Annotated in this window: 24 protein-coding genes; 13 read left to right on the top strand and 11 right to left on the bottom strand. The window is 48.3% G+C overall.

What is annotated here, in order from left to right:
• Positions 1 to 3 precede the first annotated feature (3 nt).
• Both feoB and AOQ57_RS06610 read right to left on the bottom strand, forming a co-directional pair.
• Positions 4 to 1,998, bottom strand: a complete 1,995-nt coding sequence (gene feoB / locus AOQ57_RS06615) for a ferrous iron transport protein B (protein ID WP_093626406.1) — start codon at positions 1,996 to 1,998, stop codon at positions 4 to 6.
• On the bottom strand, positions 1,995 to 2,204 hold the full coding sequence (locus AOQ57_RS06610; protein ID WP_093626404.1) for a FeoA family protein: 210 nt from the start codon (positions 2,202 to 2,204) through the stop codon (positions 1,995 to 1,997). The genes feoB and AOQ57_RS06610 overlap by 4 nt, the downstream gene beginning before the upstream one ends.
• 234 nt (positions 2,205 to 2,438) lie before the next feature.
• On the opposite strand from AOQ57_RS06610, the gene sufC reads away from it, so the two are divergent.
• The 6 genes from sufC to AOQ57_RS06580 all read left to right on the top strand — a co-directional run bounded on the left by sufC (position 2,439) and on the right by AOQ57_RS06580 (position 8,835).
• A complete protein-coding gene (gene sufC, locus AOQ57_RS06605) occupies positions 2,439 to 3,236 on the top strand; it encodes a Fe-S cluster assembly ATPase SufC (protein WP_093626402.1) in 798 nt (265 codons plus the stop codon).
• Between the two features lie 11 nt (positions 3,237 to 3,247).
• Entirely contained in the window at positions 3,248 to 4,543 is a 1,296-nt protein-coding gene (sufD, locus tag AOQ57_RS06600; RefSeq protein WP_093626400.1) for a Fe-S cluster assembly protein SufD, read from the top strand.
• Positions 4,527 to 5,765 (top strand): cysteine desulfurase, encoded by a 1,239-nt coding sequence (locus AOQ57_RS06595; RefSeq protein ID WP_093626398.1) that lies wholly within the window; start codon positions 4,527 to 4,529, stop codon positions 5,763 to 5,765. The genes sufD and AOQ57_RS06595 overlap by 17 nt, the downstream gene beginning before the upstream one ends.
• Entirely contained in the window at positions 5,752 to 6,222 is a 471-nt protein-coding gene (gene sufU / locus AOQ57_RS06590; protein ID WP_093626396.1) for a Fe-S cluster assembly sulfur transfer protein SufU, read from the top strand. Before AOQ57_RS06595 ends, sufU begins: the two co-directional genes overlap by 14 nt.
• Positions 6,209 to 7,615 carry a Fe-S cluster assembly protein SufB gene (gene sufB / locus AOQ57_RS06585; RefSeq protein ID WP_093626394.1) on the top strand — a complete coding sequence of 469 codons (1,407 nt, stop codon included), beginning with the start codon at positions 6,209 to 6,211 and terminating at the stop codon, positions 7,613 to 7,615. The genes sufU and sufB overlap by 14 nt, the downstream gene beginning before the upstream one ends.
• A 155-nt stretch (positions 7,616 to 7,770) precedes the next feature.
• The gene (locus AOQ57_RS06580; protein ID WP_093626392.1) at positions 7,771 to 8,835 is read left to right on the top strand and encodes an ABC transporter substrate-binding protein; all 1,065 of its coding nucleotides are present in this window, start codon (positions 7,771 to 7,773) and stop codon (positions 8,833 to 8,835) included.
• 151 nt (positions 8,836 to 8,986) lie between these two features.
• On the opposite strand, the gene AOQ57_RS06575 is transcribed toward AOQ57_RS06580, so the two are convergent.
• The 8 genes from AOQ57_RS06575 to AOQ57_RS06540 all read right to left on the bottom strand — a co-directional run bounded on the left by AOQ57_RS06575 (position 8,987) and on the right by AOQ57_RS06540 (position 15,579).
• A complete protein-coding gene (locus AOQ57_RS06575) occupies positions 8,987 to 9,868 on the bottom strand; it encodes a DMT family transporter (RefSeq protein WP_093626390.1) in 882 nt (293 codons plus the stop codon).
• A gap of 30 nt (positions 9,869 to 9,898) precedes the next feature.
• Positions 9,899 to 11,236, bottom strand: coding sequence for a DUF438 domain-containing protein (locus AOQ57_RS06570; RefSeq protein WP_093626388.1), 1,338 nt, complete (start codon positions 11,234 to 11,236; stop codon positions 9,899 to 9,901).
• Positions 11,226 to 11,465 (bottom strand): DUF1858 domain-containing protein, encoded by a 240-nt coding sequence (locus AOQ57_RS06565; RefSeq protein WP_093626386.1) that lies wholly within the window; start codon positions 11,463 to 11,465, stop codon positions 11,226 to 11,228. The genes AOQ57_RS06570 and AOQ57_RS06565 overlap by 11 nt, the downstream gene beginning before the upstream one ends.
• Entirely contained in the window at positions 11,466 to 11,783 is a 318-nt protein-coding gene (locus tag AOQ57_RS06560) for a metal-sulfur cluster assembly factor (protein WP_093626384.1), read from the bottom strand. It abuts the gene before it with no gap.
• Positions 11,784 to 11,938: 155 nt separating this feature from the next.
• Positions 11,939 to 13,162 carry an NAD(P)/FAD-dependent oxidoreductase gene (locus AOQ57_RS06555; RefSeq protein WP_093626382.1) on the bottom strand — a complete coding sequence of 408 codons (1,224 nt, stop codon included), beginning with the start codon at positions 13,160 to 13,162 and terminating at the stop codon, positions 11,939 to 11,941.
• Between the two features lie 227 nt (positions 13,163 to 13,389).
• Positions 13,390 to 14,163 carry an ABC transporter ATP-binding protein gene (locus tag AOQ57_RS06550; protein ID WP_093626380.1) on the bottom strand — a complete coding sequence of 258 codons (774 nt, stop codon included), beginning with the start codon at positions 14,161 to 14,163 and terminating at the stop codon, positions 13,390 to 13,392.
• The gene (locus AOQ57_RS06545) at positions 14,160 to 15,158 is read right to left on the bottom strand and encodes a FecCD family ABC transporter permease (protein WP_093626378.1); all 999 of its coding nucleotides are present in this window, start codon (positions 15,156 to 15,158) and stop codon (positions 14,160 to 14,162) included. Before AOQ57_RS06545 ends, AOQ57_RS06550 begins: the two co-directional genes overlap by 4 nt.
• Positions 15,145 to 15,579, bottom strand: coding sequence for a flavodoxin domain-containing protein (locus AOQ57_RS06540; RefSeq protein ID WP_235789023.1), 435 nt, complete (start codon positions 15,577 to 15,579; stop codon positions 15,145 to 15,147). Before AOQ57_RS06540 ends, AOQ57_RS06545 begins: the two co-directional genes overlap by 14 nt.
• A 300-nt stretch (positions 15,580 to 15,879) precedes the next feature.
• On the opposite strand from AOQ57_RS06540, the gene AOQ57_RS06535 reads away from it, so the two are divergent.
• From AOQ57_RS06535 to ubiE, 7 genes are all read left to right on the top strand, one after another.
• Positions 15,880 to 16,281, top strand: a complete 402-nt coding sequence (locus tag AOQ57_RS06535) for a molybdenum cofactor biosynthesis protein MoaE (protein ID WP_093626376.1) — start codon at positions 15,880 to 15,882, stop codon at positions 16,279 to 16,281.
• A complete protein-coding gene (locus AOQ57_RS06530) occupies positions 16,281 to 16,526 on the top strand; it encodes a MoaD/ThiS family protein (RefSeq protein WP_093626374.1) in 246 nt (81 codons plus the stop codon). The genes AOQ57_RS06535 and AOQ57_RS06530 overlap by 1 nt, the downstream gene beginning before the upstream one ends.
• 10 nt (positions 16,527 to 16,536) lie before the next feature.
• Positions 16,537 to 17,535: a GTP 3',8-cyclase MoaA gene (gene moaA / locus AOQ57_RS06525; RefSeq protein ID WP_093626372.1), complete on the top strand. Its 999-nt coding sequence runs from the start codon at positions 16,537 to 16,539 to the stop codon at positions 17,533 to 17,535.
• 5 nt (positions 17,536 to 17,540) lie between these two features.
• Entirely contained in the window at positions 17,541 to 18,737 is a 1,197-nt protein-coding gene (locus AOQ57_RS06520; protein ID WP_093626370.1) for a nitrate/nitrite transporter, read from the top strand.
• Positions 18,738 to 18,751: 14 nt separating this feature from the next.
• On the top strand, positions 18,752 to 19,090 hold the full coding sequence (locus AOQ57_RS06515) for a metal-sulfur cluster assembly factor (protein WP_093626368.1): 339 nt from the start codon (positions 18,752 to 18,754) through the stop codon (positions 19,088 to 19,090).
• Positions 19,091 to 19,104: 14 nt separating this feature from the next.
• On the top strand, positions 19,105 to 19,992 hold the full coding sequence (locus AOQ57_RS06510) for a helix-turn-helix domain-containing protein (protein ID WP_093626366.1): 888 nt from the start codon (positions 19,105 to 19,107) through the stop codon (positions 19,990 to 19,992).
• Between the two features lie 153 nt (positions 19,993 to 20,145).
• Positions 20,146 to 20,859, top strand: a complete 714-nt coding sequence (ubiE, locus tag AOQ57_RS06505) for a bifunctional demethylmenaquinone methyltransferase/2-methoxy-6-polyprenyl-1,4-benzoquinol methylase UbiE (protein WP_093626364.1) — start codon at positions 20,146 to 20,148, stop codon at positions 20,857 to 20,859.
• Between the two features lie 60 nt (positions 20,860 to 20,919).
• Here the strand turns inward: ubiE and AOQ57_RS06500 are convergent.
• Positions 20,920 to 21,191, bottom strand: a 272-nt coding sequence (locus tag AOQ57_RS06500; RefSeq protein ID WP_235789022.1) for a hypothetical protein, incomplete at its 5' end; no start/stop codon positions are given.

Raw genomic sequence — 21,191 nt, 5'->3', positions numbered from 1 at the left:
TTTCTAGACTAGGAAGCTTCCGATTGTAAAGATCAGCCAGGATAGGCCGTAGGCAATAATCAGGCTAGAAACCAGCGACCAAATGGTCCACTTAGTTGAACCGGTCTCCTGCTTGATTGTTCCCAGGGTGGCAAAGCAGGGGGCGTACAGGAGAATGAAAACCAAGAGGGCGTAAGCAGCTACTGGGTTGATGAATTGCCCTAGTGCGCTAATTAGGACTGCTTGACTGCTGGTATGAAACATAACCATCATGCTAGAGGTGATCGCTTCCTTAGCCAAGATTCCGGTAAATAGGGCGGCAATGGTTTGCCACTGGGTAATCCCAATTGGGGCTAGGAAGGGAACCAACTGGCGGCCTAGGCTGGCGGCAAAGGACTGGCTGGAATTAGTTACGTAGCCATGGGTTGAAAAAGATGACAGGAGCCAGATCAAAACGGTACCGGCAAAAATAACGGTACCAGCCTTTTTGACAAACCCCTTTCCCTTATCCCAGGTTCCGTGCCAGATAACATCGAAGCGGGGGAGATGATACTGGGGGAGTTCAACAATGAAGACCGATGAATCACTGACTCCAAATAAGAGTTGGTACCCCTTCGCTACGAGGAGGGCCACCACGATGCCCAAAAAGTAGACCGACAAAACGATCAGAGCTTGGTGCTTTGGAAAGAAGGCTGCTACTACTAGTGAGTATACTGGTAGACGGGCAGAACAGGACATAAACGGGGAAATTAGGGTAGTGATAAGTCGTTCCTTGGGTTGCTCGATCGTACGGGCAGCCATAATCCCGGTTACGTTACAGCCGAAGCCAATGATGAGGGGAATAAAGGATTTACCGTTCAACCCGATTAATTGCATGATCCGGTCGGTCACTAGGGCTGCCCGAGCCATGTAGCCGGAATCTTCCAGTAATGAGATGCAGGCAAAGAGAACGAAAATCTGGGGGATGAAGACTAAGATCCCACCAACTCCGGCGATCAGGCCGTTAACAATTAAAGACCTTAGAACCGGCAGGGCACCGGCGGCCGTTAGAAATTGCTCGGCCCACGTTGATAAGGGACCGGAAATGAAACTGTCTAGTAGGTCGGAAAGCGGAGTCCCTACCCAGTCAAAGGAAAGTTTGAAGATTAAAAAGAAAATCCCAGCAAAGATTGGAAGACCCAAGACGGGGTTGGTAACCACGCGGTCGATCTTGGAGGTTAATTCAACTTGATTGGCGGAACTGATTGTCTGGCTGGCCGCTGCCAATAGCCGTTCGATGAAGGAAAAGCGGGTGTTGAAGATTTGGCCTTCAAAATCCTGAGCATCGTAATACTTCTCTTGGCTCCGTAAGGGAGTTAAATCGTGAAAGAGGGCGTAACGGCGGACCGCCTTATTTTTGTTAATGTATTGAATTGAAAGCCATTGGGCAAAATCGTGATTCATGTCATAGTCTTGAACCAGGGCTTCGGTTGCTTGGCGAATCGCCTGCTTGACCATCGGTGGGTAATCGAGTAGTAGTGGTGAAGAAGATGTTTGATCAGCTGTTAGATTTGCCAGGTCGGCCTTTAAAGTGGCCACCCCCTCATGGGTACGGGCGTTGGTGGTTTTGACTTTGCATCCCAGCCAGTCTTCTAAAATGCTGGGATCATAGTACTTACCTTGCCGCTTTAAATCGTCAATCATGTTGAGGTTTAAAATAACCGGCGCTCCTAGTTCCAAGACCTCAATGGTCAACAAGAGGTTACGCTTGAGCTGACCAGCATTGGTAACATTCAAGATTAGGTCGGGATGGTTATTTAAAAGGTAGGAAGTAACGACGGCCTCATCTTTTGTGAGCGGGTTCAAGGAATACACCCCGGGTAAGTCGACAAGGGTAACCGAGCTGTTTTTGATTTGACCAAGCTTTTTTTCTACCGTTACCCCGGTCCAGTTACCGACGTAGGCGTACTTGTCAGTTAAGGAATTAAAGATCGTGGTTTTCCCGGTATTGGGATTTCCTAATAATGCCACGGTAGTCATTGGTTGCTTCCTCCCGTTAGTTGTGTAAAGACACGGTAACGTAGGCCGATTCGTTGGTGCTCGTTTTCAATGATGACGGGGCCATGGAAGGGGTAGCGTTGAATCAAGGCAACGGTGATTCCTTCATAAAGGCCGAGGTTATGTAGGCGCTCTTGGGTGGCTTCGTTGAGCCGGTCAAAGTGGCTGAGGGTATAGGTAGCTGCCATTTGACCCCCTCCTTTGTAAAATATTCCAAAAATATATAATTAATTGTTTGATATTTTCATTATACAACTTGGTGATATTATTGCACAGAATTCCAAAAACATATATGGGGGAATTACCTAGTTTTATTTTACCTTGGAACGACTATAATGTAAGACAAGAAAACAAATTTGGCCCCGCCTTCCTTATCGTTAATATAAATTTGGAATAATTGGGCTAACTGGAGGAAAGTTGACATGGCAACATTAGAAGTTAAGAACCTACACGTTTCAGTGACTGATGAAGAAACCAAACAGACCAAGGAGATCCTAAAAGGGGTCAACTTGGAAATGAAGACAGGTGAGATCCACGCAATCATGGGCCCCAACGGAACGGGGAAGTCGACCTTGTCCCAAACGATCATGGGCCAGCCTGGGTACACGGTGACCGAAGGAGAAATCCTTTTAAACGGTGAAAATATCCTTAATATGCCCGTTGACGAACGCGCCCGTAAGGGACTGTTTTTAGCTATGCAGTACCCGGCCGAAATTCAGGGAGTCACCAACGCAGAATTTTTACGGGCGGCGATTAATGCCCGGCGTGATAAGGATGATCAAATTTCGGTGATGGACTTCATCAAGAAGCTAGACCGTAACTTAGCTCTGTTGGACATGGATGAATCAATGACCGAACGCTACTTAAACGAAGGTTTTTCTGGGGGAGAGAAAAAGCGAAATGAAATCTTGCAGCTTCTGATGATCGAACCTTCCTTTGCCATTCTCGATGAAATTGACTCCGGTCTAGATATTGACGCCTTAAAGGTGGTTTCAAAGGGGGTTAACTCAATGCGAGGCGCTAACTTCGGTTCCCTGATCATCACCCACTACCAGCGCCTTTTGAACTATATTGTTCCTGATACCGTTCACGTAATGATGGGCGGTAAGATTGTTAAGACCGGTGATGCCGAATTAGCCAAGAAGCTTGAGGCAGAGGGGTACGCTGGCCTACGTGATGAATTGGGCTTAGACGTTCAACTGGTTGATGATAACCACTAAGGAGGCTGACGATGACACAAGACGTTCAAGCGATCGCAGACCAACTAGAGGAGGCCTCACACCAACACGGCGAACCATACAGCCTGCTTGACCGGCGGTTGGAAGCGCTAGAAATGATGAAGAAACTGCCGATGCCTCGGATGACACGCTACCGTTTTAACGACTGGCCCCTACTCAGCGACCAGCCGTTGACTTTTGAAGACTCTGATCCTAAGCTAGCGACGGGATTGATTGATCAAGACCCTGACGTTATTCGGATCGTCCAGGTTGGTCAAACAACCACTACGGTGCAGCTTCCGGAGGAGCTACGCAAGAAAGGGGTCATCTTGACCGATATCTTCTCAGCAGCTCGGATTCATCCCCGCTTGATTGAGCGCTTCTTCATGAACCGGGTGGTTAAACCCGATGAGAATAAATTGACGGCTGCTCACCTAGCTTACCTAAACGCCGGCATCTTTCTCTACGTTCCTAAGGGCGTTGAGATAGACACGCCAATTGAAGCCGAAATCATTCAAGATGCCACTAAGGACCAACCGCTTAACTCTCACCTCCTGATTGTGGCGGAGGCTCAATCAAAACTTCACTTCTTACAACATCTACAGACGGTGGGTGATAAAACGGTACCGGCTAATATGATGGTTGAAATTGTCGCTCAAGAAGGCAGTACGGTCGCCTTCTCATCTTTAGATGAGCTGGGGGAAAATACTCACGTTTACTTCAAACGTCGGGCTAACATTGGTCGAGATGCCCATGTTGACTGGGCGGTGGGTTTAATGAATGATGGTGATACCTTAGGCGATATGGATTCCGAACTGATTAGCCAGGGAGGCTATGCCGATGCCAAGGCAATTGCTGTAACAACTGGGGCCCAAAAGATGGCGGTCACCAATCGGGTTACCAATCGTGGTAAGCAAACGACCGGGTTGATCAATCAGCGTGGGGTATTACTTGAACAATCAGAGCTAATTTTTAATGGAATTGGCCAGATCGTTCACGGTGCCCATGGCGCTAAGGCTGATCAGCAAAACCGAGTTTTAATGATGTCTGGGGATGCTCATGGCGACGCCAACCCAATTCTCTTAATCGATGAAAATGACGTTGTGGCTGGTCACGCTGCCTCGGTTGGCCCCGTTGACCCTGAGCAGATGTATTACCTAATGAGTCGGGGAATTGATCGGGCCACCGCCGAGCGGATGGTCATTCGGGGCTTTTTAGGGTCAGTTTTAACCGTTATCCCAGCTAAAAACGTTCGCGATAAGATGGTTGCAATCCTGGAAAGGAAGCTTGCTGATGGTCAAAAGTATTAATCAAATTCGAGACGACTTTCCGATTCTTTCCCAACGGGTTAATGATGAGCGGCTGGTTTACCTTGATAACGCCGCCACAACCCAGCGGCCGACCTCGGTTTTAAACCAGGTCCTTAGTTTTTACCAAACGGATAACGCTAATGTTCACCGTGGTGTTCATACGCTGGCAGAACGGGCGACCAGCGATTACGAAGCAGCCAGAGAAAAAGTGCGAAAATTTATTCACGCTACTGATACGGCTGAAGTGATCTTCACTAAGGGGTGCACTGATTCATTAAACCTGGTGGCGGCTACCTATGGGGAACAAAATGTTAGTGCCGGTGATGAAATTGTGATCTCAATTATGGAACACCATTCTAACTTGATTCCGTGGCAGCAACTCGCTAAGAAAAAGGGCGCCACCCTTAAATATATTGGGCTCACTCCTGACGGCCAGTTAGACATGGCCGATGCGGCCAATAAGATCACCGACCGGACCAAGATCGTTGCCTTAACCCACGCCTCCAATGTGATGGGGACGGTGACGCCACTTAAAGAAGTGGCCAAGCTTGCCCACCAACACGGGGCGGTGCTTGTCGGTGACGGGGCCCAGGCGGTTCCTCACATGCAGGTTAACATGCAGGAATTAGACGTTGACTTCTATGCCTTCTCTGGTCACAAAATGCTGGCCCCAACCGGAATTGGGGTCCTGTACGGTAAACGGGAGTTGCTTGATCGGATGCCACCGTATCAATACGGGGGTGAGATGATCGGAACGGTTACTGAACAGGATAGTACCTGGGCACCATTACCGTATAAGTTTGAAGCAGGGACCCAAAACATAGCTGGGGCGATTGGTTTGGGAGCTGCGATCGACTACTTGAATACAATTGGGATCAAACAGGTTGCCACCCGCGAACAAGAATTGGTCAAGCTAGTCCTTCCAGAATTACTGGCAATTGATGGCTTGACGGTTTATGGCCCCCAGGAACCAGAACGTCATACCGGGGTGATTTCGTTTAACCTTGGTAATCTGCATCCTCATGACCTGGCGACCGCTCTGGATATGGAGGGAGTTGCAGTTCGGGCGGGGCATCACTGTGCTCAGCCCCTGATGAACTACCTTGGCTTAGAGGCGACGGCCCGGGCTAGTTTCTACTTTTATAACACGAACGAAGATGCAAAACGGTTAGTTGATGCTTTAAAGGAAGCAAAGGAGTTCTTTAGAATTGGGACTATCTAAGTTAAACAATTTATACCGAGAGGTCATCTTGGATCACGCGGATCACCCACATAATAAGGGGGCTTTAGCGGAGTCAACTAACGCCATCACCTTAAATAACCCAACCTGTGGCGATGAAATTGACTTACAGGTCAAGGTTGGTGATGACGGCCTGATTGATGAAATTGGCTACACTGGCCACGGGTGTACAATTTCTCAGGCCTCAGCGTCAATGATGACTGAAGCCGTTAAGGGGAAGCATCCGTCTGAAGCGCTAAAGATGGCCAAGACTTTTTCGGACATGGCGATTGGTAAGGAACACAGCAAGGAGGATCTTGAGGAACTCGGGGACGCTCAGGTGCTGACTAGCATCATGGAATTTCCAGCCCGGATCAAGTGTGCCACCCTTGCCTGGTGGGCGTTACAACGGGCACTGTTAAAGGATACAAATGAGGAGGATACTGATGACCAAGGCTAGCGAAATCCTGCATGATGACCAGGACTATGAGTACGGCTTTCACGACGACATTCAACCGGTCTTTTCAACGGGACGTGGGCTCACCGAAGACGTCGTTTTAGCTATCTCAAGGGAGAAAAATGAACCAGAGTGGATGCGGGACTACCGACTGAAGGCGTACCGGATTTATAAATCGATGCCGATGCCAAAGTTTGGTCCGGATCTGTCAGAGTTAGACCTCGAACACATGTTGTATTACCAAAAGATGACCGACAAGAAGTTTCGCGACTGGGAAGAGGTTCCAGACGACCTAAAGAAGACTTTTGATCGGCTAGGGGTTCCGGAGGCAGAACGTAAGTACTTAGCGGGATCTTCAGCTCAGTACGAGTCCGAAGTGGTCTATCACAACATGCGCGAGGAGTTTGAGAAGTTAGGAATTATCTTCACTGACACAGATACCGCCCTTCGTGAGTACCCAGAGCTGTTTAAGAAATGGTTTGGTAAGCTGGTCCACCCGGATGACAATAAGTTCGCCGCTTTAAACGCGGCCGTATGGTCCGGGGGTTCCTTTATCTATGTTCCCAAGGGTGTTCAAACTAAGACGCCGATCCAGTCTTACTTCCGCTTGAATGCCGAAAATACAGGACAGTTTGAACGGACCCTGATTATTGTTGATGAGGGTGCTTCAGTCGATTACGTTGAAGGATGTACGGCGCCAAACTATTCTTCCGACTCCCTGCATGCCGCTGTGGTTGAGGTAAACGTCTTAAAGGATGCCTATTGCCGCTATACTACAATTCAAAACTGGTCTGACAACGTCTACTCACTGGAAACTAAGCGGGCAGCTGCAATGGATCATGCTACCATGGAATGGGTTGATGGTAATCTAGGATCTAAGGTTACGATGAAGTATCCATCCGTCTACCTAGACGGGGAGGGAGCTAAAGGGACGATGCTTTCAATTGCTGTTGCCTCTAACGGAATTCATCAGGATTCAGGAGCACGGATGATTCACAATGCCAAGAACACCTCTAGCTCAATTGTTTCCAAGTCCATTGCCCGGACTGGGGGATCTACTGATTACCGTGGAACCGTCCGTTTTACTGAGAATGCACAGGGATCTAAGGCCCACGTCGAGTGTGACACGATCATTATGGATGACCAGTCTAAGTCCGACACGATTCCGTATAACGAAATTAACTGTAATAACGTGGCGATGGAGCACGAGGCCAAGGTTTCCAAGATTTCTGAAGAGCAGCTCTACTACCTGATGAGCCGGGGGATTCCCGAGGAAAAGGCAACTGAGATGATTATCATGGGCTTTGTGGAGCCGTTCACTAAGCAGTTACCGATGGAATACGCGGTTGAGTTAAACCGTCTAATCTCCTTTGAAATGGAGGGATCAATCGGCTGACAGAGGAGTGTAAGGGGAAACCCTATTTTTCATCTAAAGCGCCTTCGATCCCGCCACAATCCTATCTATAGGGGTATAATTATTAGGAAAAGTTTGATTGCGATTATATACGAATGAAATAATTTGATGAAGGATCATTGAGGAGGAACTGATACATGAAGTTTAAGTGGAAACGATTTGTGGGTCTGGTGCTTGCAGGGGGGCTCTTAGCCGGGGTTGGGGCCCCGATGGTGGGAATTACTACGGCAACGCCAGTTCAAGCGGCTGAAAAGACCAAGACCGTCACGGACATGACTGGGACCAAGGTTAAGATCCCAACTAAGGTTACCCGGGTGGCCGACCTTTGGCACGCGAATAACCAAGTGGTGCTTTTGTTAGGGGGGCAAAAGAAGCTCGTTGCTACCACGCCGATGATTAAACAGGAAGGCTGGTTTAAAACCGTTTATCCGGGTATCACTAAGGTAACGTCACCGTTTTCTGGTCAAGACATCCAGATTGAAGCACTAGTTAAAACCAAGCCCGACGTCGTAATTTCATCAAATGCCGACCAAATAAAGCAGGCTAAGCAGGCGAACCTGCCCGCTATTAACGCAATGTTTCAGGACTTTGCCGGGATGAAGAAATCCATCACCTTAACAGCTGATGTTCTCGGCGGGGGAGCGCCAAAAGTTGCCAAGAAGTACATCAAGTACTTGGATGGCAATATTGCATACGTAAAGAAGCAATTAAAGGGGGTTAAATCCACCCCTTCCGTTCTCCACATTACCAGCCCAGCTGATCTAACGAAGGTGGACGGGACGAAGACGATTGTCGATGAATGGATTAAGATGGCCGGGGGTAAGAATGCCATCACCACGTCTGGGAACATGATCACGGTTAACGCCGAGGACATTGTTAAGGCAAATCCAGATGTGATTATTGTGGGGCAAACGACGACTGCTAACGCTCGGAAGATTTTAAAGGCTGATGCCACTCTTTCCCAGCTTAAGGCGGTTAAAAATAATAAAGTATACGGAAACCCACAAGGGACGTTCCCGTGGGATCGTTACAGTGCAGAAGAGGCACTCCAAATTCTCTGGGCAGCTCAAAAACTTCACCCAGACCAGTTCAAGGGCTTGGACATGGTTAAAAAGACTAAGTCCTTCTACAAGACTTATTACAACTATGACTTAACAACTAAGCAGGCTAAGCAGATTTTGGCTGGTGAAATGCCAAAGTAAGATCTAGCCGTCCGTATCAAACTTTTTTGAGGCTCCCCAACAGGGGGCCTTTTTTTGTACCCTTATAATCAAAAATCCTATCAACGAATTACCCTACATGGTGGTTCGTTAATAGGATTTAGAGGATTGTTACGGTTGGGCGTTGCTTAGCTTAAATAGCGTCCTTTTGCTTAATGGTGACAATCGCGGTGGCGGTGATTAAGAGAAGAGCCCCAACGATAATTTGAAGGTTGATAGTAATCGGGAAAAAGAAGTAGGAATAGATAATTACGACTAACGGCCCGAGCGCCCTGACGATATTGGCTTTTCCAGCGGTAATGTACTTCAAACTTGTGTAGAAAAGAAGTAAGGATAAGAAGCCGTTGAAAAAGGCCCCACCAAAGTTAAAGGCAACCCCGCTCAGTGGAACCGAGCTGTAGGTATGAGGGATAAAGAAGCCAGCAGACAGTAATAAAAGTGCGGAGATCAAGTGATTAAAAAATAAGACATCAGCAGGGTGATCATCATGAACCAGGTACTTAGCAATCACATTGTTAGCAGCGTACATAAAGGGGTAAATAAAGGCACACAAGATCCCTAAGGCTGAGTCAAACTGGGCACGCCCAGATGAAACTAGAATGGATCCCGCAATGCAGATGACAATGGCGACGTAGTCCCAGCCATGGATACGTTCCTTTAAGAAAAGTCCCCCCAATAAGAAAACGTAAACCAGGTAGATCCGGGCGATCAGAGTCACCGTGACCGGGCTAAGCATCGAAAGGGCAATGTATTGTAATAAAACCCCGACTGTGTTGGTGATCCCCAATAAGAGCACCATTTTATCCTTGACGATGGCGACCTTGCGGTAGGTAACCATGATTAAAATCAGGTTGAATAAAGCAGCAAACGTGGAAGTTAAAACCCCACCGACTACTGCATTCAAGCTGACAAGGGAAAACTTATTTAAGACCGGGGAAATGGAGGAAAAGAGCAGTGAGATTAAGTTTAACTCGATTCCAAGGTAGGTCCCCCGGCGTTTACTTACAGTGTTGATAAAAAATACCTCCCAGTAGTAATCAATAATTTATAGGCGTCGTTCTCCAGTTAGGGAACGGACATGATTGAGGTCCTGGCTGACTTCAAGGCATCCCAGATAGTTATTTTCTTGATCGTGGAGTGCGTAATATTCAATGTGGATGAAGCGCTGACCGTGTAGGTTAATCCAAAACTCGGCGTGATCCTCTGTACCATCATGGAAATCGGCGAGGATTTTTTGCACTTTGTCGACACTCTTTGGTGGGTGACAGTTAACCACGGCCCGTCCGAGAACGGAATTAGTCCGCGGGAAGATCCGGTTAGCATTATCGGAGAACCAGCGGACATGGTCTGTGTGATCTACGAAGGTTAGATCAACCGGTAGGGTCTTAAAGATAGCAATTAGTTGCTTAAGGTTAAGGCTACCGCTCCCGAGGTCGAAGAGTTCCCCATCGTTGCCCGCGTTTGTCTTAAGTGGCTGCTTGATATGTTGCTTTAAGTCGCTTGAGGTCGTAGCTGCTACCTGTTCATCTTGATCGGCCAGGTTTTGGGCCATTCGGTTTAGCTCGGCTGCAATTGTCGAGTTAACCGGCTTGTCCTTGGCCTCCTCTAGCTCAGCTTTAGTTGGCTTCCATGGTAATGGCGGTGAGATTAGGGTATAGCCAATTTCGTCCTCGTCGTCGCGGACGGTTTTCCAATCGGTTGGGGTGGCGACTTCGTCTAACATTGGTAACATGATGTCTTCTTCTTTGAAGATCATCTCTAGGACCTCTTTGGCAACCTTTTCGATGGCGGCTTCGATTTCGTACTTATCAGGTAGGGGATCGGCGGTGACCATTTGATAGGCCTTGTTGATCCAGTTGCGAATGTTATCGTCAACGCCCCACATGACCTTTGGCGGGGCGCTGATACCGTACTTGTCCATCAAGGGGAAAATGGTGTTTTCCTTGCGAGCGTAGTGTTTGTCGATTGTTTTCAGGTCAGCCAAGGCCTGTTGCATCCGCTTGAGGTAGGCAGGGTTAGCACCATCTTGTTGCCACTTTTTTTCAACTGGCAAAAGCTCGTCGTTAATTAAAGAGGTCAAAATTTTATTTTCCAGCTTGATCGTGTTAACGGGGTGCCCCGGTTTTTGAAAAGCTGGCGTCTCGTCATTGTTGGTAATTGAGCCCTTGAAGACGGCTGCGTGCACATTGCAGAGGTTTTGGATTTCCATTGGGTTAAGTCCATTGGCAATCAGCTGCCGCTCCGCAGAAGTAATCTCGGAGACATCAACACTACCGAATTGGGCGTCAAACATCTCCTTTGCTTGATCAAAGTCACCGCCCTCATGGAGGAAGGTGAGAATCTTGACAATGGCTTTTTGCCGTTCGATGGAACTAGTTGTCATAGTTGATCACCTCGTATCCATGGCTGATGAAGCTCGCGATGACCTTTTGCTTGTCAATCCCCATGGCTCGACAGCCCTTATTCAGATTGACGATCCGGCCAACGGATTCCAACATCCCCGGAATCTGAATCTTGGTAAAACCAAGTTCAACCATTAGGGGAACGAAGTTAGGGTCGTTATCGGCGATCTGCTTAATTGGCAGGTTGAAGTCAATTACTTTTGAGTTCATTTAGAGTCCCCCAATTCCAAGGGCAATCTTAGCGTAACGTGACATTTTATCCATTGTCCAAACGGGGTACCAAACTAGGTTAATATCAACTTGCTTGATCCCGTCAATGTTCCCCGCTTTTTCTTTGATGTCTCGGTCTAAGACATCGGAAAGTGGGCAGCCCGGGGTGGTTAGGGTCATGTTGATCTTGCAGGTCCCGTTGTCATCAACGTCGACATCGTAAATTAGTCCTAAGTTGACAATATCGATGCCTAGTTCCGGGTCGATGACGTTTTCTAGGGCGTCCAAAACCTGGTTAGCCAGTGCTTCTTTATCCATTAGACACTCCTCCTTAGTTTAATTAATTTTATTTTAACATGAATATTCCATTTTTATATCAGGAGAATTACCTAATTATATATAGCAAACAAAAAAGACCGAAATCAAACTGACTTCGGTCTTCTGGTTACCAGCATTTCGCTAGTGAGATTATTTTAGTGGTAAAGGTCAAATCGGCCATTCCGAAGAACTTGACCAGCCCCCCCAACCCGGAAGAGGGATTCGTTAGCAATCATCTTCTTGAGGGCTGAAGCGAGGTAGCCACGGTATTCATGCCCCATTGCTTCCCCAAAGGCTCGGGTATTACCAACGGAGGCAACGGTCCCGAGGGACTTGTAAACGAATGGTTTAGCCAGTTGGCTGTCGTTCTTGATCCGACTAGTTAGATCTTCAGCAACGTACTTACCCATCCCGAGGGCGATTTGGGCCGTAGTTGGGTATGGGCGGCCGCCCTCTGGTGGCATTACGGCGGCAACGTCACCGATGATGTAGGCGTCATCGTGACCTTCAACGGTCAAGTGGTCGGTTGGGATAACACGACCGCGACGGGCCTTAAGGGCTTCTTCTGCTTGAACAACTGGGCTTCCAGACACCCCGGTTGTCCAAATGATCGTCTTAGCAGTGGCGGTACCAGTGCTTTCTTCTTCATCGGTTTTTATCGTGTAGGTAACCTTACCAGGTTCAACCTTCTGGATCCGAGCTCCAGTCACCAGGTCAACCCCAAGTCCCTTGACAAGGTTAACCCCGTACGTAGCTAGTTTTTCAGAAAACATTGGCAATAAACGCGTGGAGGCTTCCACCACTTCAATCTTGATGGCTGATGGGTTAACTCCGGCCCGTTCGGCATATTCTTCGCGCCCGTCAGCAAGGGCGCCAGCTAGTTCGATCCCGGTGAACCCGGCCCCACAAACGAGTAGCTTGAGGTAGTCAGGGTCTTGGGTCTTCTTGTATTCATCCATCATGTTCAGGATGTGGGTGTGGATGGTCTCAGCTTGTTCCAGGTTAGCCATTGGCAAGGCGTATTCTTCGGCGCCTTCCACCCCAAAGGTTTCGGAAACAAAGCCCAGGGCAATAACCAGGTAATCGTAGTTCAAAGCGTTATGGTTCTTCAGGTTAACGGTCCGCGTGTCTAGGTCAAAGCCAGTGACTTCGTCTTGGATAAAGGTCGTAACGGCTGGCTTGATGATGTCGGCAACTGGATAGCTAATCTTGCTTGGTGATAAGGTTCCAGCGGCAACCTCATGAAGCGCCGTAGCTTCGTAGTGGTAGTTATTCTTATCGACAAGGGTGATTTCAACTTGACCGTTCGCGCGCTTTTGTAATTCGTGAACAACCTTCAGGCCGGCATATCCGGCCCCTAAAATAACAACTTTCTTCATTTTATATTCCTCCCGTCTTTATGCGTTAAGCCGGCCAGTAAACGACATAGTCATTACTGAACAGCTCTAAGAATTGGCGTATGCTTTGATCATGGTTAGCTCTCTCGCAGGCATGGAAACAGTGTAAATTTTTAAGCCGTGATGGTGGATCTTAGAAGGGGTTGCAAGGCCGCTCCATCTAAAATTCATTATATCAGGGCAACCACGCCTTTTTAAGCAAAACCAACTTATTGACTTATTTCACAAATTGATCTTCCTAATTCCGGAACATAAACGACCTTAAGTGGGCATTGATAGAGTTTTTCTAGACGATCATGGTTAAGGATCTCTTGACACTGACCCGCCAGAAATTGGCCATCGGCAAAGAGGAGGCCAACCTGGTCGTTTAAGAGTAGGGCCTGATTGGGGACGTGGGTCGTTAAAATAACGGCAACGCCCCTTTTGGCAAGGTTTTGAACGATTTTTAAAACTTGCCGTTGCCGCCCCAGGTCTAAGGCGGCCATTGGTTCATCTAATATCAGAAGTTCGGGCTCCTGAACTAGGGCCCGGGCAATGGCAACTAGTTGCATTTGGCCACCGGAAAGGGTCTGGACTCGCTGGGGAGCTAGGTGTTGAATGCCAAGCTCGGTAAGGATGTCATTGGCCAGGTGTTCTTCATGTGCGCGGGGAACCTGGCCAAGGCCGAGGTAAGGGGCCCGGGCGGTCGTTAGATAGTCAATCACGGTTAGATGGGCCCCGGTTCGGTAATCCTGGGGGACAAGGGCCATATGCTTAGCTAGGTTGGTTGGGGACCATTCGTTTAGTGGCCGGTTCTTAAGGGTGATTTGTCCCGTTATATTGCGGTGTTGGTTGGTTAAACAAGCTAGCAAGGTCGACTTACCAACCCCATTTGGCCCTAGGATGGTGAGGATCTGGCCGGGCTCCAGTGTAAAAGATACCTGGTCAAAGATTGTTCGTGACCCATAGGAAAAGCGGAGCTGGTTAACGGATAAAAGGCTCATTGAATCAGATCCCTTCTGTGGGCGAGAATGTAAATGAAGACCGGTGTTCCAATGAACCCCGTCAGGATCGAGAGTGGAATTTCACCAGCCGAAAGGGTCCGGGCTAGGGTGTCAATTACCAAAAGGAAGGCGGCTCCAAAAATAGCAGCCAGTGGAAGGGCAAACCGGGCGTTATCGCCAATGATCCGCCTTGCAATGTGGGGAACAACTAAACCAATCCAGCCGATTGTTCCCGCTAGGCAAACCGCTCCGGACGTTAAGAGGGTGGCGGCAAAGATGATAATTAGGCGCTCTTTTTCAACGTTAATTCCCTGCGAAGCTGCTGTCTGTGTCCCCAAGGAGATGATGGTTAAGTGCCAACGCAAGAATAGTAAGATGAGCATTCCAATTACCATCATCGGCAGGGCCGCCAGGAGGCTTTTAACATCAAGTTTAGCAATGCTACCCAGTTGCCAGTAAACAATGCTTTGGAGTTGCGAGTCCGGGTCGGCAAGATACTTAAGCAAGCCCAAGGCCGCCTGCATGAAGCCCGAGATGATGATCCCAGATAAAACAAGGATCAAGGTTCCTTCCTGACCGACGAGGCGGGGAAGGAGGACGGTGATTGAGACCGCCAGAATTCCTCCGGCCAGAGCAAAGAGTTGAATTTCCCAAAGGTGGCTATTCAAGAGGATTGCTAATGCCGCCCCAACCGCCGCCCCGTTAGAAACCCCCAAGAGATCTGGGGAGACCAGGGGATTATTAAAGAGGTTTTGAAAGGCAATCCCCGAGGAGGCCAGGGCTGCTCCAATGACGAGGGCCCCAAGTACGCGGGGGAGTCGAATATCGTACAAAATATTGGCGTACAAGGCGTTGTGCTTAGGATCAATAAGCCCCGCCCACGTCTGGCCAAGCGTTAGCTGCATGCGGCCGATTGACAGTGCAATTAGCGTTAACGGGACCAAAAGGATCAGGGCAATGATGATCGTTAAATAGGTTGATTTACGATTGATCAAGGATGGACTCCTTCAGATGTTCAAGGGTGACATTAAGCTGTTCTTTTACCTCAGCGCTTAGCTCGTAATCGATACAAAGCGGTGGAGCTAGTCTGGTTCCGCCGGCAGCCGCTAATGTTTGGTCAGCAAATGAAACGGCACCGCAAAAGTCATCGCCGTAACACTGGTCACCAATTCCGACGACCCAATAGGGATGGGGAAATTGGCGGCTAGATAGTTCGGTTAAAAAGTCGGCGCCCTCGTCACTAAGCTCGCCCTCACCGTAAGTTGCCGGGCAAAAGAAGAGCGGTCCGGTTGGCACTCCGGCAGCTGCGGCGTCTTCAACCGTTACTTGGATGGGCCAGGAGGCGACTTGTGATTTGAGGTAGTAGGCTAATTCCAGGTTATGGCCGGAAAGCGTGGCATAGATGATGGATAACAAAAGTAACGTCCCTTTCTTTTGGGGTGCGCTTTAAGTATAGCATTGACCAAGGTAACTAATTATTAGGGAATAACCTTAAAGACAAATTTGGAATAGCGGTTCTATCATGGACTTACAAGCCAGGGGACCAAACTAGCTGGTGTGGCTCAAAAAGTGGGTCAATTATTTTTAATTAATTTTGGAATAGTTGTTAATTAAAGAGTAGGTAACCGTTTGTAAGCTTGGTTTATTAGGGTTTTGACTGATTCTAATTTCCTAAGTGAATTGTAATAATAAAAACCGATAAGGTAAGGTGATAGCATGTATTATCTCAGGATTTCGGACGATCCAATCGATGTCAAAAAACTCTACGCCAAGCTGGTGGCTCCCCAGTACGGGGGAATTGATATGTTCGTTGGAACCATTCGCCAGTGGACCGGAGATATTGAAACCGAACGGATTGTCTACTCGGCCTACCATCCCATGGCTGAACGACAGTTAGAGAAACTTGCGGCACCGATTGAACAGCAAGGGGCCCGGGTGGTGATTGCTCACCGGACGGGGGAACTCCAATTGACGGAAGCGGCCGTTTTTGTTGGAGTGGCTGCTGCCCACCGGGCCCAGGCCTTTGAATGGTGTCAGTATCTAATTGACACCTTGAAGAAGGAAGTTCCAATCTGGAAGCAAGAATTTGACACTGATAAGGTGAGGTGGGGAGAGTAATGAAGGTAACTGTCAAACTATTTGCCGTGTTAAAAGAGCACCTGGGCCCCAGCGTTACGATTGATTTACCAGCAACGTTAAGTCAGGGGCAGCTCAAGGAGGCCGTCGTAAAGCTAGATCCAACCTTAGAAGCCACCCTGGTGAATTGCCGAGTGGCCGTTGATCAAGAGTTTGTGAACGAAGATGTCTTAAACCTTAGTGATGATAGCGAAGTGGCGCTGATTCCACCGGTAAGTGGTGGTTAGGAGGGAAATCATGGAAAAATTGTACGACCAATACGATCGGTTACATGATTACGTACGGATTTCAATCACTGACCGTTGCAACTTACGGTGTGTTTATTGTATGCCAAAGGAAGGACTTCCCTTTTTTCCAACCGACCGGGTGCTATCCCAAGATGAAATTGTTCAGTTAATTACTAATTTTGCACGGTTGGGCGTCCACAAGGTCCGAATTACTGGGGGCGAACCCCTCTTACGGACCGATGTAGTTGACGTTGTCCGCCGAGTCAAGGCGGTTGATGGGATTGAGGATGTTTCCATTACCACCAACGGTTTATTCCTGGCAAAAAAGGCGGCCGCCTTGAAGGACGCCGGCCTGGACCGGTTAAATATTTCGTTGGATACCTTTAAACCGGATGTTTACAAGAAAATCACCCGGGGAGGAAACATTAATCAGGTTCTGGATGGAATCGCCACGGCGGCCAAACTCCACTTTAAAAAGATCAAGCTCAACATTGTCCTAATTCGAGGTCAGAATGACGATGAAGTACTTGATTTTATTCGTTACACCAAGGATAACGATGTCAACGTTCGCTTTATTGAATTCATGCCCATTGGGAACTCCTTAGAGGACTGGAAAGAAGAGTACGTGGCCCTCGACAGCGTATTTGATCTATGCCAGCAGGCAGGACTAAAGTATCATCCAATTGATCTGGCTGGTAATGGACCGTCTGATAACTACCAGGTGGAGGGATATACTGGTAGTTTTGGCTTGATCCACCCTATCTCTTCCAAGTTTTGTGAAAACTGTAATCGCCTGCGGATCACCGCCGACGGCTATATTAAGGCGTGCCTATATTGGAATGAAGAGATCAACGTTCGCAAATTGATTTATGATTTCGATGCCTTTAAGGCCGGGGTTAAACGGGCGTTAGATAATAAACCCCTTAACCATGAGATGGCCATGAAGACCACCGATCGAATCATTGATAAGGCGCCAACTTGGCGTCACATGAGTCAAATTGGAGGATGATGATAATGGCAACTAAACAACAAGATGTGGCCCACGGAAGCCGGCTTAACGCATATACGGCTCTCGTCTTAGCCACGCTAGCGATGATCGTTTGTTTCATGTCCTGGTCAAATTTTGCTCCCTTAGCCACTCAGGTTGGGAACATGTTTCACTTAAGTGTATCCGCAAAGACCCTTTTGCTGGCCACCCCAGTTCTCTTAGGGTCCATTGCCCGGGTTCCGGTGGGGATCTTGTCAGATAAGTATGGTGGGAAGAAGGTTTACATCATTTTGATGATTTTCATCTTGATCCCATTGTTCATGATCCCGCGGGTGCATTCCTTTGGGATGCTGCTCTTCGCGGCCTTGCTTGTCGGGATGGCCGGGACCTCATTTGCCGTGGGGGTCTCGTACGCCTCCGTCTGGTTTCCAAAGGAACAGCAGGGGTTAGCTCTGGGGATTGTTTCAATGGGGAACATGGGGAACGCCGTAGCAGCCATGACCCTGCCCTACATTTCAAAGACGAGTGGCTTCACGGCCGTTTACAACTTCTTGATAATTTTAACGGTTGTGATTGGGGTAATCTTTGCTATCTTTTGTAAGGAAATGCCGACTAACCCAAGTAAGACAATGAAAGAAGCCCTTTCGGTTGCCAAGGAAAGCTCAACCTGGTACCTATCACTGTTTTACTTTTTAACCTTCGGGTTGTTTGTCGCTTTAACGAACCTAACACCGCTATTCTTAACCGGGATATTCAATTATTCGCAGGTAACAGCTGGCCTTTACGCCGCCCTCTTTGCTGCGGTATGTACCCTGATTCGTCCGGTCGGCGGGTATATGGCCGACAAAATGCGGCCGATGATGCTTTTGCAGTGGGTTTTTGTAGCGATTATTGCCTTTGCAATCTTAATTATGGTAAGCTTTAAGTCACAAACGCTTTTTATAGCCGGAATCGTTCTTGTCGGTTTAGCCGCCGGTGTTGGTAACGGGGTCATCTTTAAGATGGTTCCGTACGTTTCCCAAGGGAACACGGGAGCCGTAACTGGTTTTGTCGGCGCCATGGGGGGCCTGGGCGGGTTCTTCCCGCCACTTGTCATTGGCTGGATTAAGGAGTGGACCGGTTCATATGAACTAGGGATCGGCTTGTTAGTCCTGACTGGGATTGTTTGTCTGTATGCATTATGGCACCACTTTATTCGCGGTGATGCTCGAATTGTTAAGTAATTTGGAGGAAGCTTATGTCTGCTGATCAAAATGAGGGCGCCCCGTTTTCACCAATCGAAAACAAGGTCATGGCAGCCCTAGAGAATGTTATTGATCCGGAACTGGGAATTGATCTCGTTAACCTGGGGCTGATTTACGACGTCCAGGTTGACCAAGCGGGAAAATGCTTGGTCACGATGACGCTGACCACGATGGGGTGCCCCCTTGGTGATCTGCTAAACAGCGAAATCACTAAGGCTGTTAAATCAGTGGATGGAGTTAATGAATGTGACATTAACTTGGTGTGGGAACCGGCTTGGGATATGACCAAGATGAGCCGGTTTGCTAAAATCGCCCTGGGAATCCATGGGTAGAAAGGAGGGTCACCATGGACGTTGAATTATTCATTAAGCGACGCAAGCAGTTGGGTTACTCCCAGGTGGCCCTCAGCAAGGGAATTTGTACCCAGTCAACCCTGAGTAAGTTTGAAAAGGATAATCAGGTTCCCTCACTATCGATCCTTACCCAGCTGTGTAACCGCCTAGGGTTGATGATCGATGACTTAACGCGGAAGGATGTTTCATCAGCGCGCTACGTTCGCGACGCCTTGGACCAGGTTGAAGAGGGGTTAATGGTTGAAAACTTCCCGCAGGTGACGACGGGACTGGCTAAGCTTCAGATTAGCCAGATTATGGCCACGAAGGAAAAGATGCGTTACTACTATCTGGAAGGGTTTAACTACGTCTTAACCAATCAGGAGAGTGGGGAAATCTTATTTTCTTTCACCCAGATTTTAGACGAGTTAGATGAACGTCACCAGACGATCTATTCGTACTTAGCTTACCTTGGCTTGGGGATTTATTACACCCGCCATGATTCAATGGAACGGGCCTCCTTTTTCTTCACTAAGGTTACTAACTACCTCCAGGCCCAGCTTGATCAAATGGATGATAACGGTCCGCATGAGGATGATTTACGAATTTTGGCCCTTACTTACTACTTAGCGGAATACCAAGCCCTGATTAGTAATTATAAAGAGAGCAACCATCTGATTCACCAGGGGGTTGAGATCTGTGCTCGTAAGCACGTAACTTACTTCTTACCCCGCTTAAAAGTTTTAGAAGCCCAAAATGCCCTCGATCAGGGTGGCGACCCGGCTGAGATTGCAAACCTCTTGAACGATGCCCTAGCCTTTGCCCGCTTAAACCGCAACAATGTGGTTCAGGTACAGGTAGCTGCTTTGAAGAAAAATTATCGTAAAGTGCTTATTAACTGACACGGGACGCCTTAATAGATTGCGTCCCACAAAAATAAAACGCAAGAAAGGGCCCTAGTACGCTTGGTTTACCAACGGCTAGGGCCCGTTGCCGTATTTTGTATGAAGTAATAGCCTTTGCCAATGTCAACTGAATTTTAGAAAGGATTTATCATGCCCCTTACCAATCACCACTCCGAAGAAGAAGTCAACCAACTTTTTTCCCGGGTTGCCGGGAAGTACGACCTGATGAATAACGTGATCAGCTTAGGAACCCAAAGAGCCTGGCGAAAAGCCCTGTTCAATCAGCTTCAGGTGGGGCCGGGAGCGGATTGTTTAGACCTTTGCTGCGGAACTGGTGACCTCACGATTGCCTTAGCTGAGCAAGTTGGTCGGACGGGACGTGTGATTGGCCTAGATTTTAATCAGGAGATGTTAAAGCTGGCCGAAAAGAAGGCCCGGGCGAGGGAGCTACAAAAAGACATTGAGCTGGTCCAAGCCGACGCCATGCATTTACCGTTTAAGGACAACTCCTTTGATGTAGTAACGATTGGTTTTGGCCTTCGTAACGTTCCCGACGCAAATCAGGTCCTCAGGGAGGTCCAGCGCGTCTTGCGCCCTGGCGGAGTCTTTGGCTGCCTTGAAATGTCGCAGCCGACTAATCCGATTGTCCGACTGGGGTGGAAAGGTTACTTCACCCTCTTTCCAGTTTTTGCCAAGGTCTTTGGGGGGAACTACCAAGACTACCGCTATCTGAAAAAGACTTCGCAGGCTTTTGTTTCGGCTACTGAGTTAAAACATATGATGGAGGAGGCCAAACTGACGGCAGTTACCGTTACCAAGTTAAACTTGGGGGCGGGGGCGGTTCATACCGGCTATAAGGCTTGATATTACGCTTAGTTAAAAGGGCCTGGTGCTGCAATTTGCAGCATCAGGCCCTTTTAATATTTAGCGGGTAACGGTTGTGGTTGGGTGGTAGAAGATTGGAACACCGTTACCATTCATTTCGTGGAGAATCAAAAATTCTTCAAGGGTGTGCTCCTTCGTCCAGGATAAGATATCGTGTTCAGGAGCAGCGAAGGCCTGCTGAGCACAGTGATCGCAAAGGTATCCCCGCTTAATAAGGAAACCAAAACGAAAGCGCGGGTATGAACAGCGATGGTGACACAGTGCGCAACAGTGATTCATTGATATATTATGGGCTGGATACCCGTCACTTT

Source organism: Limosilactobacillus gorillae, assembly GCF_001293735.1.
Lineage (GTDB): Bacteria > Bacillota > Bacilli > Lactobacillales > Lactobacillaceae > Limosilactobacillus > Limosilactobacillus gorillae.
The sequence above is the reverse complement of the archived record's forward strand: the minus strand, read 5'-3'. Positions and strand labels throughout refer to the sequence as shown.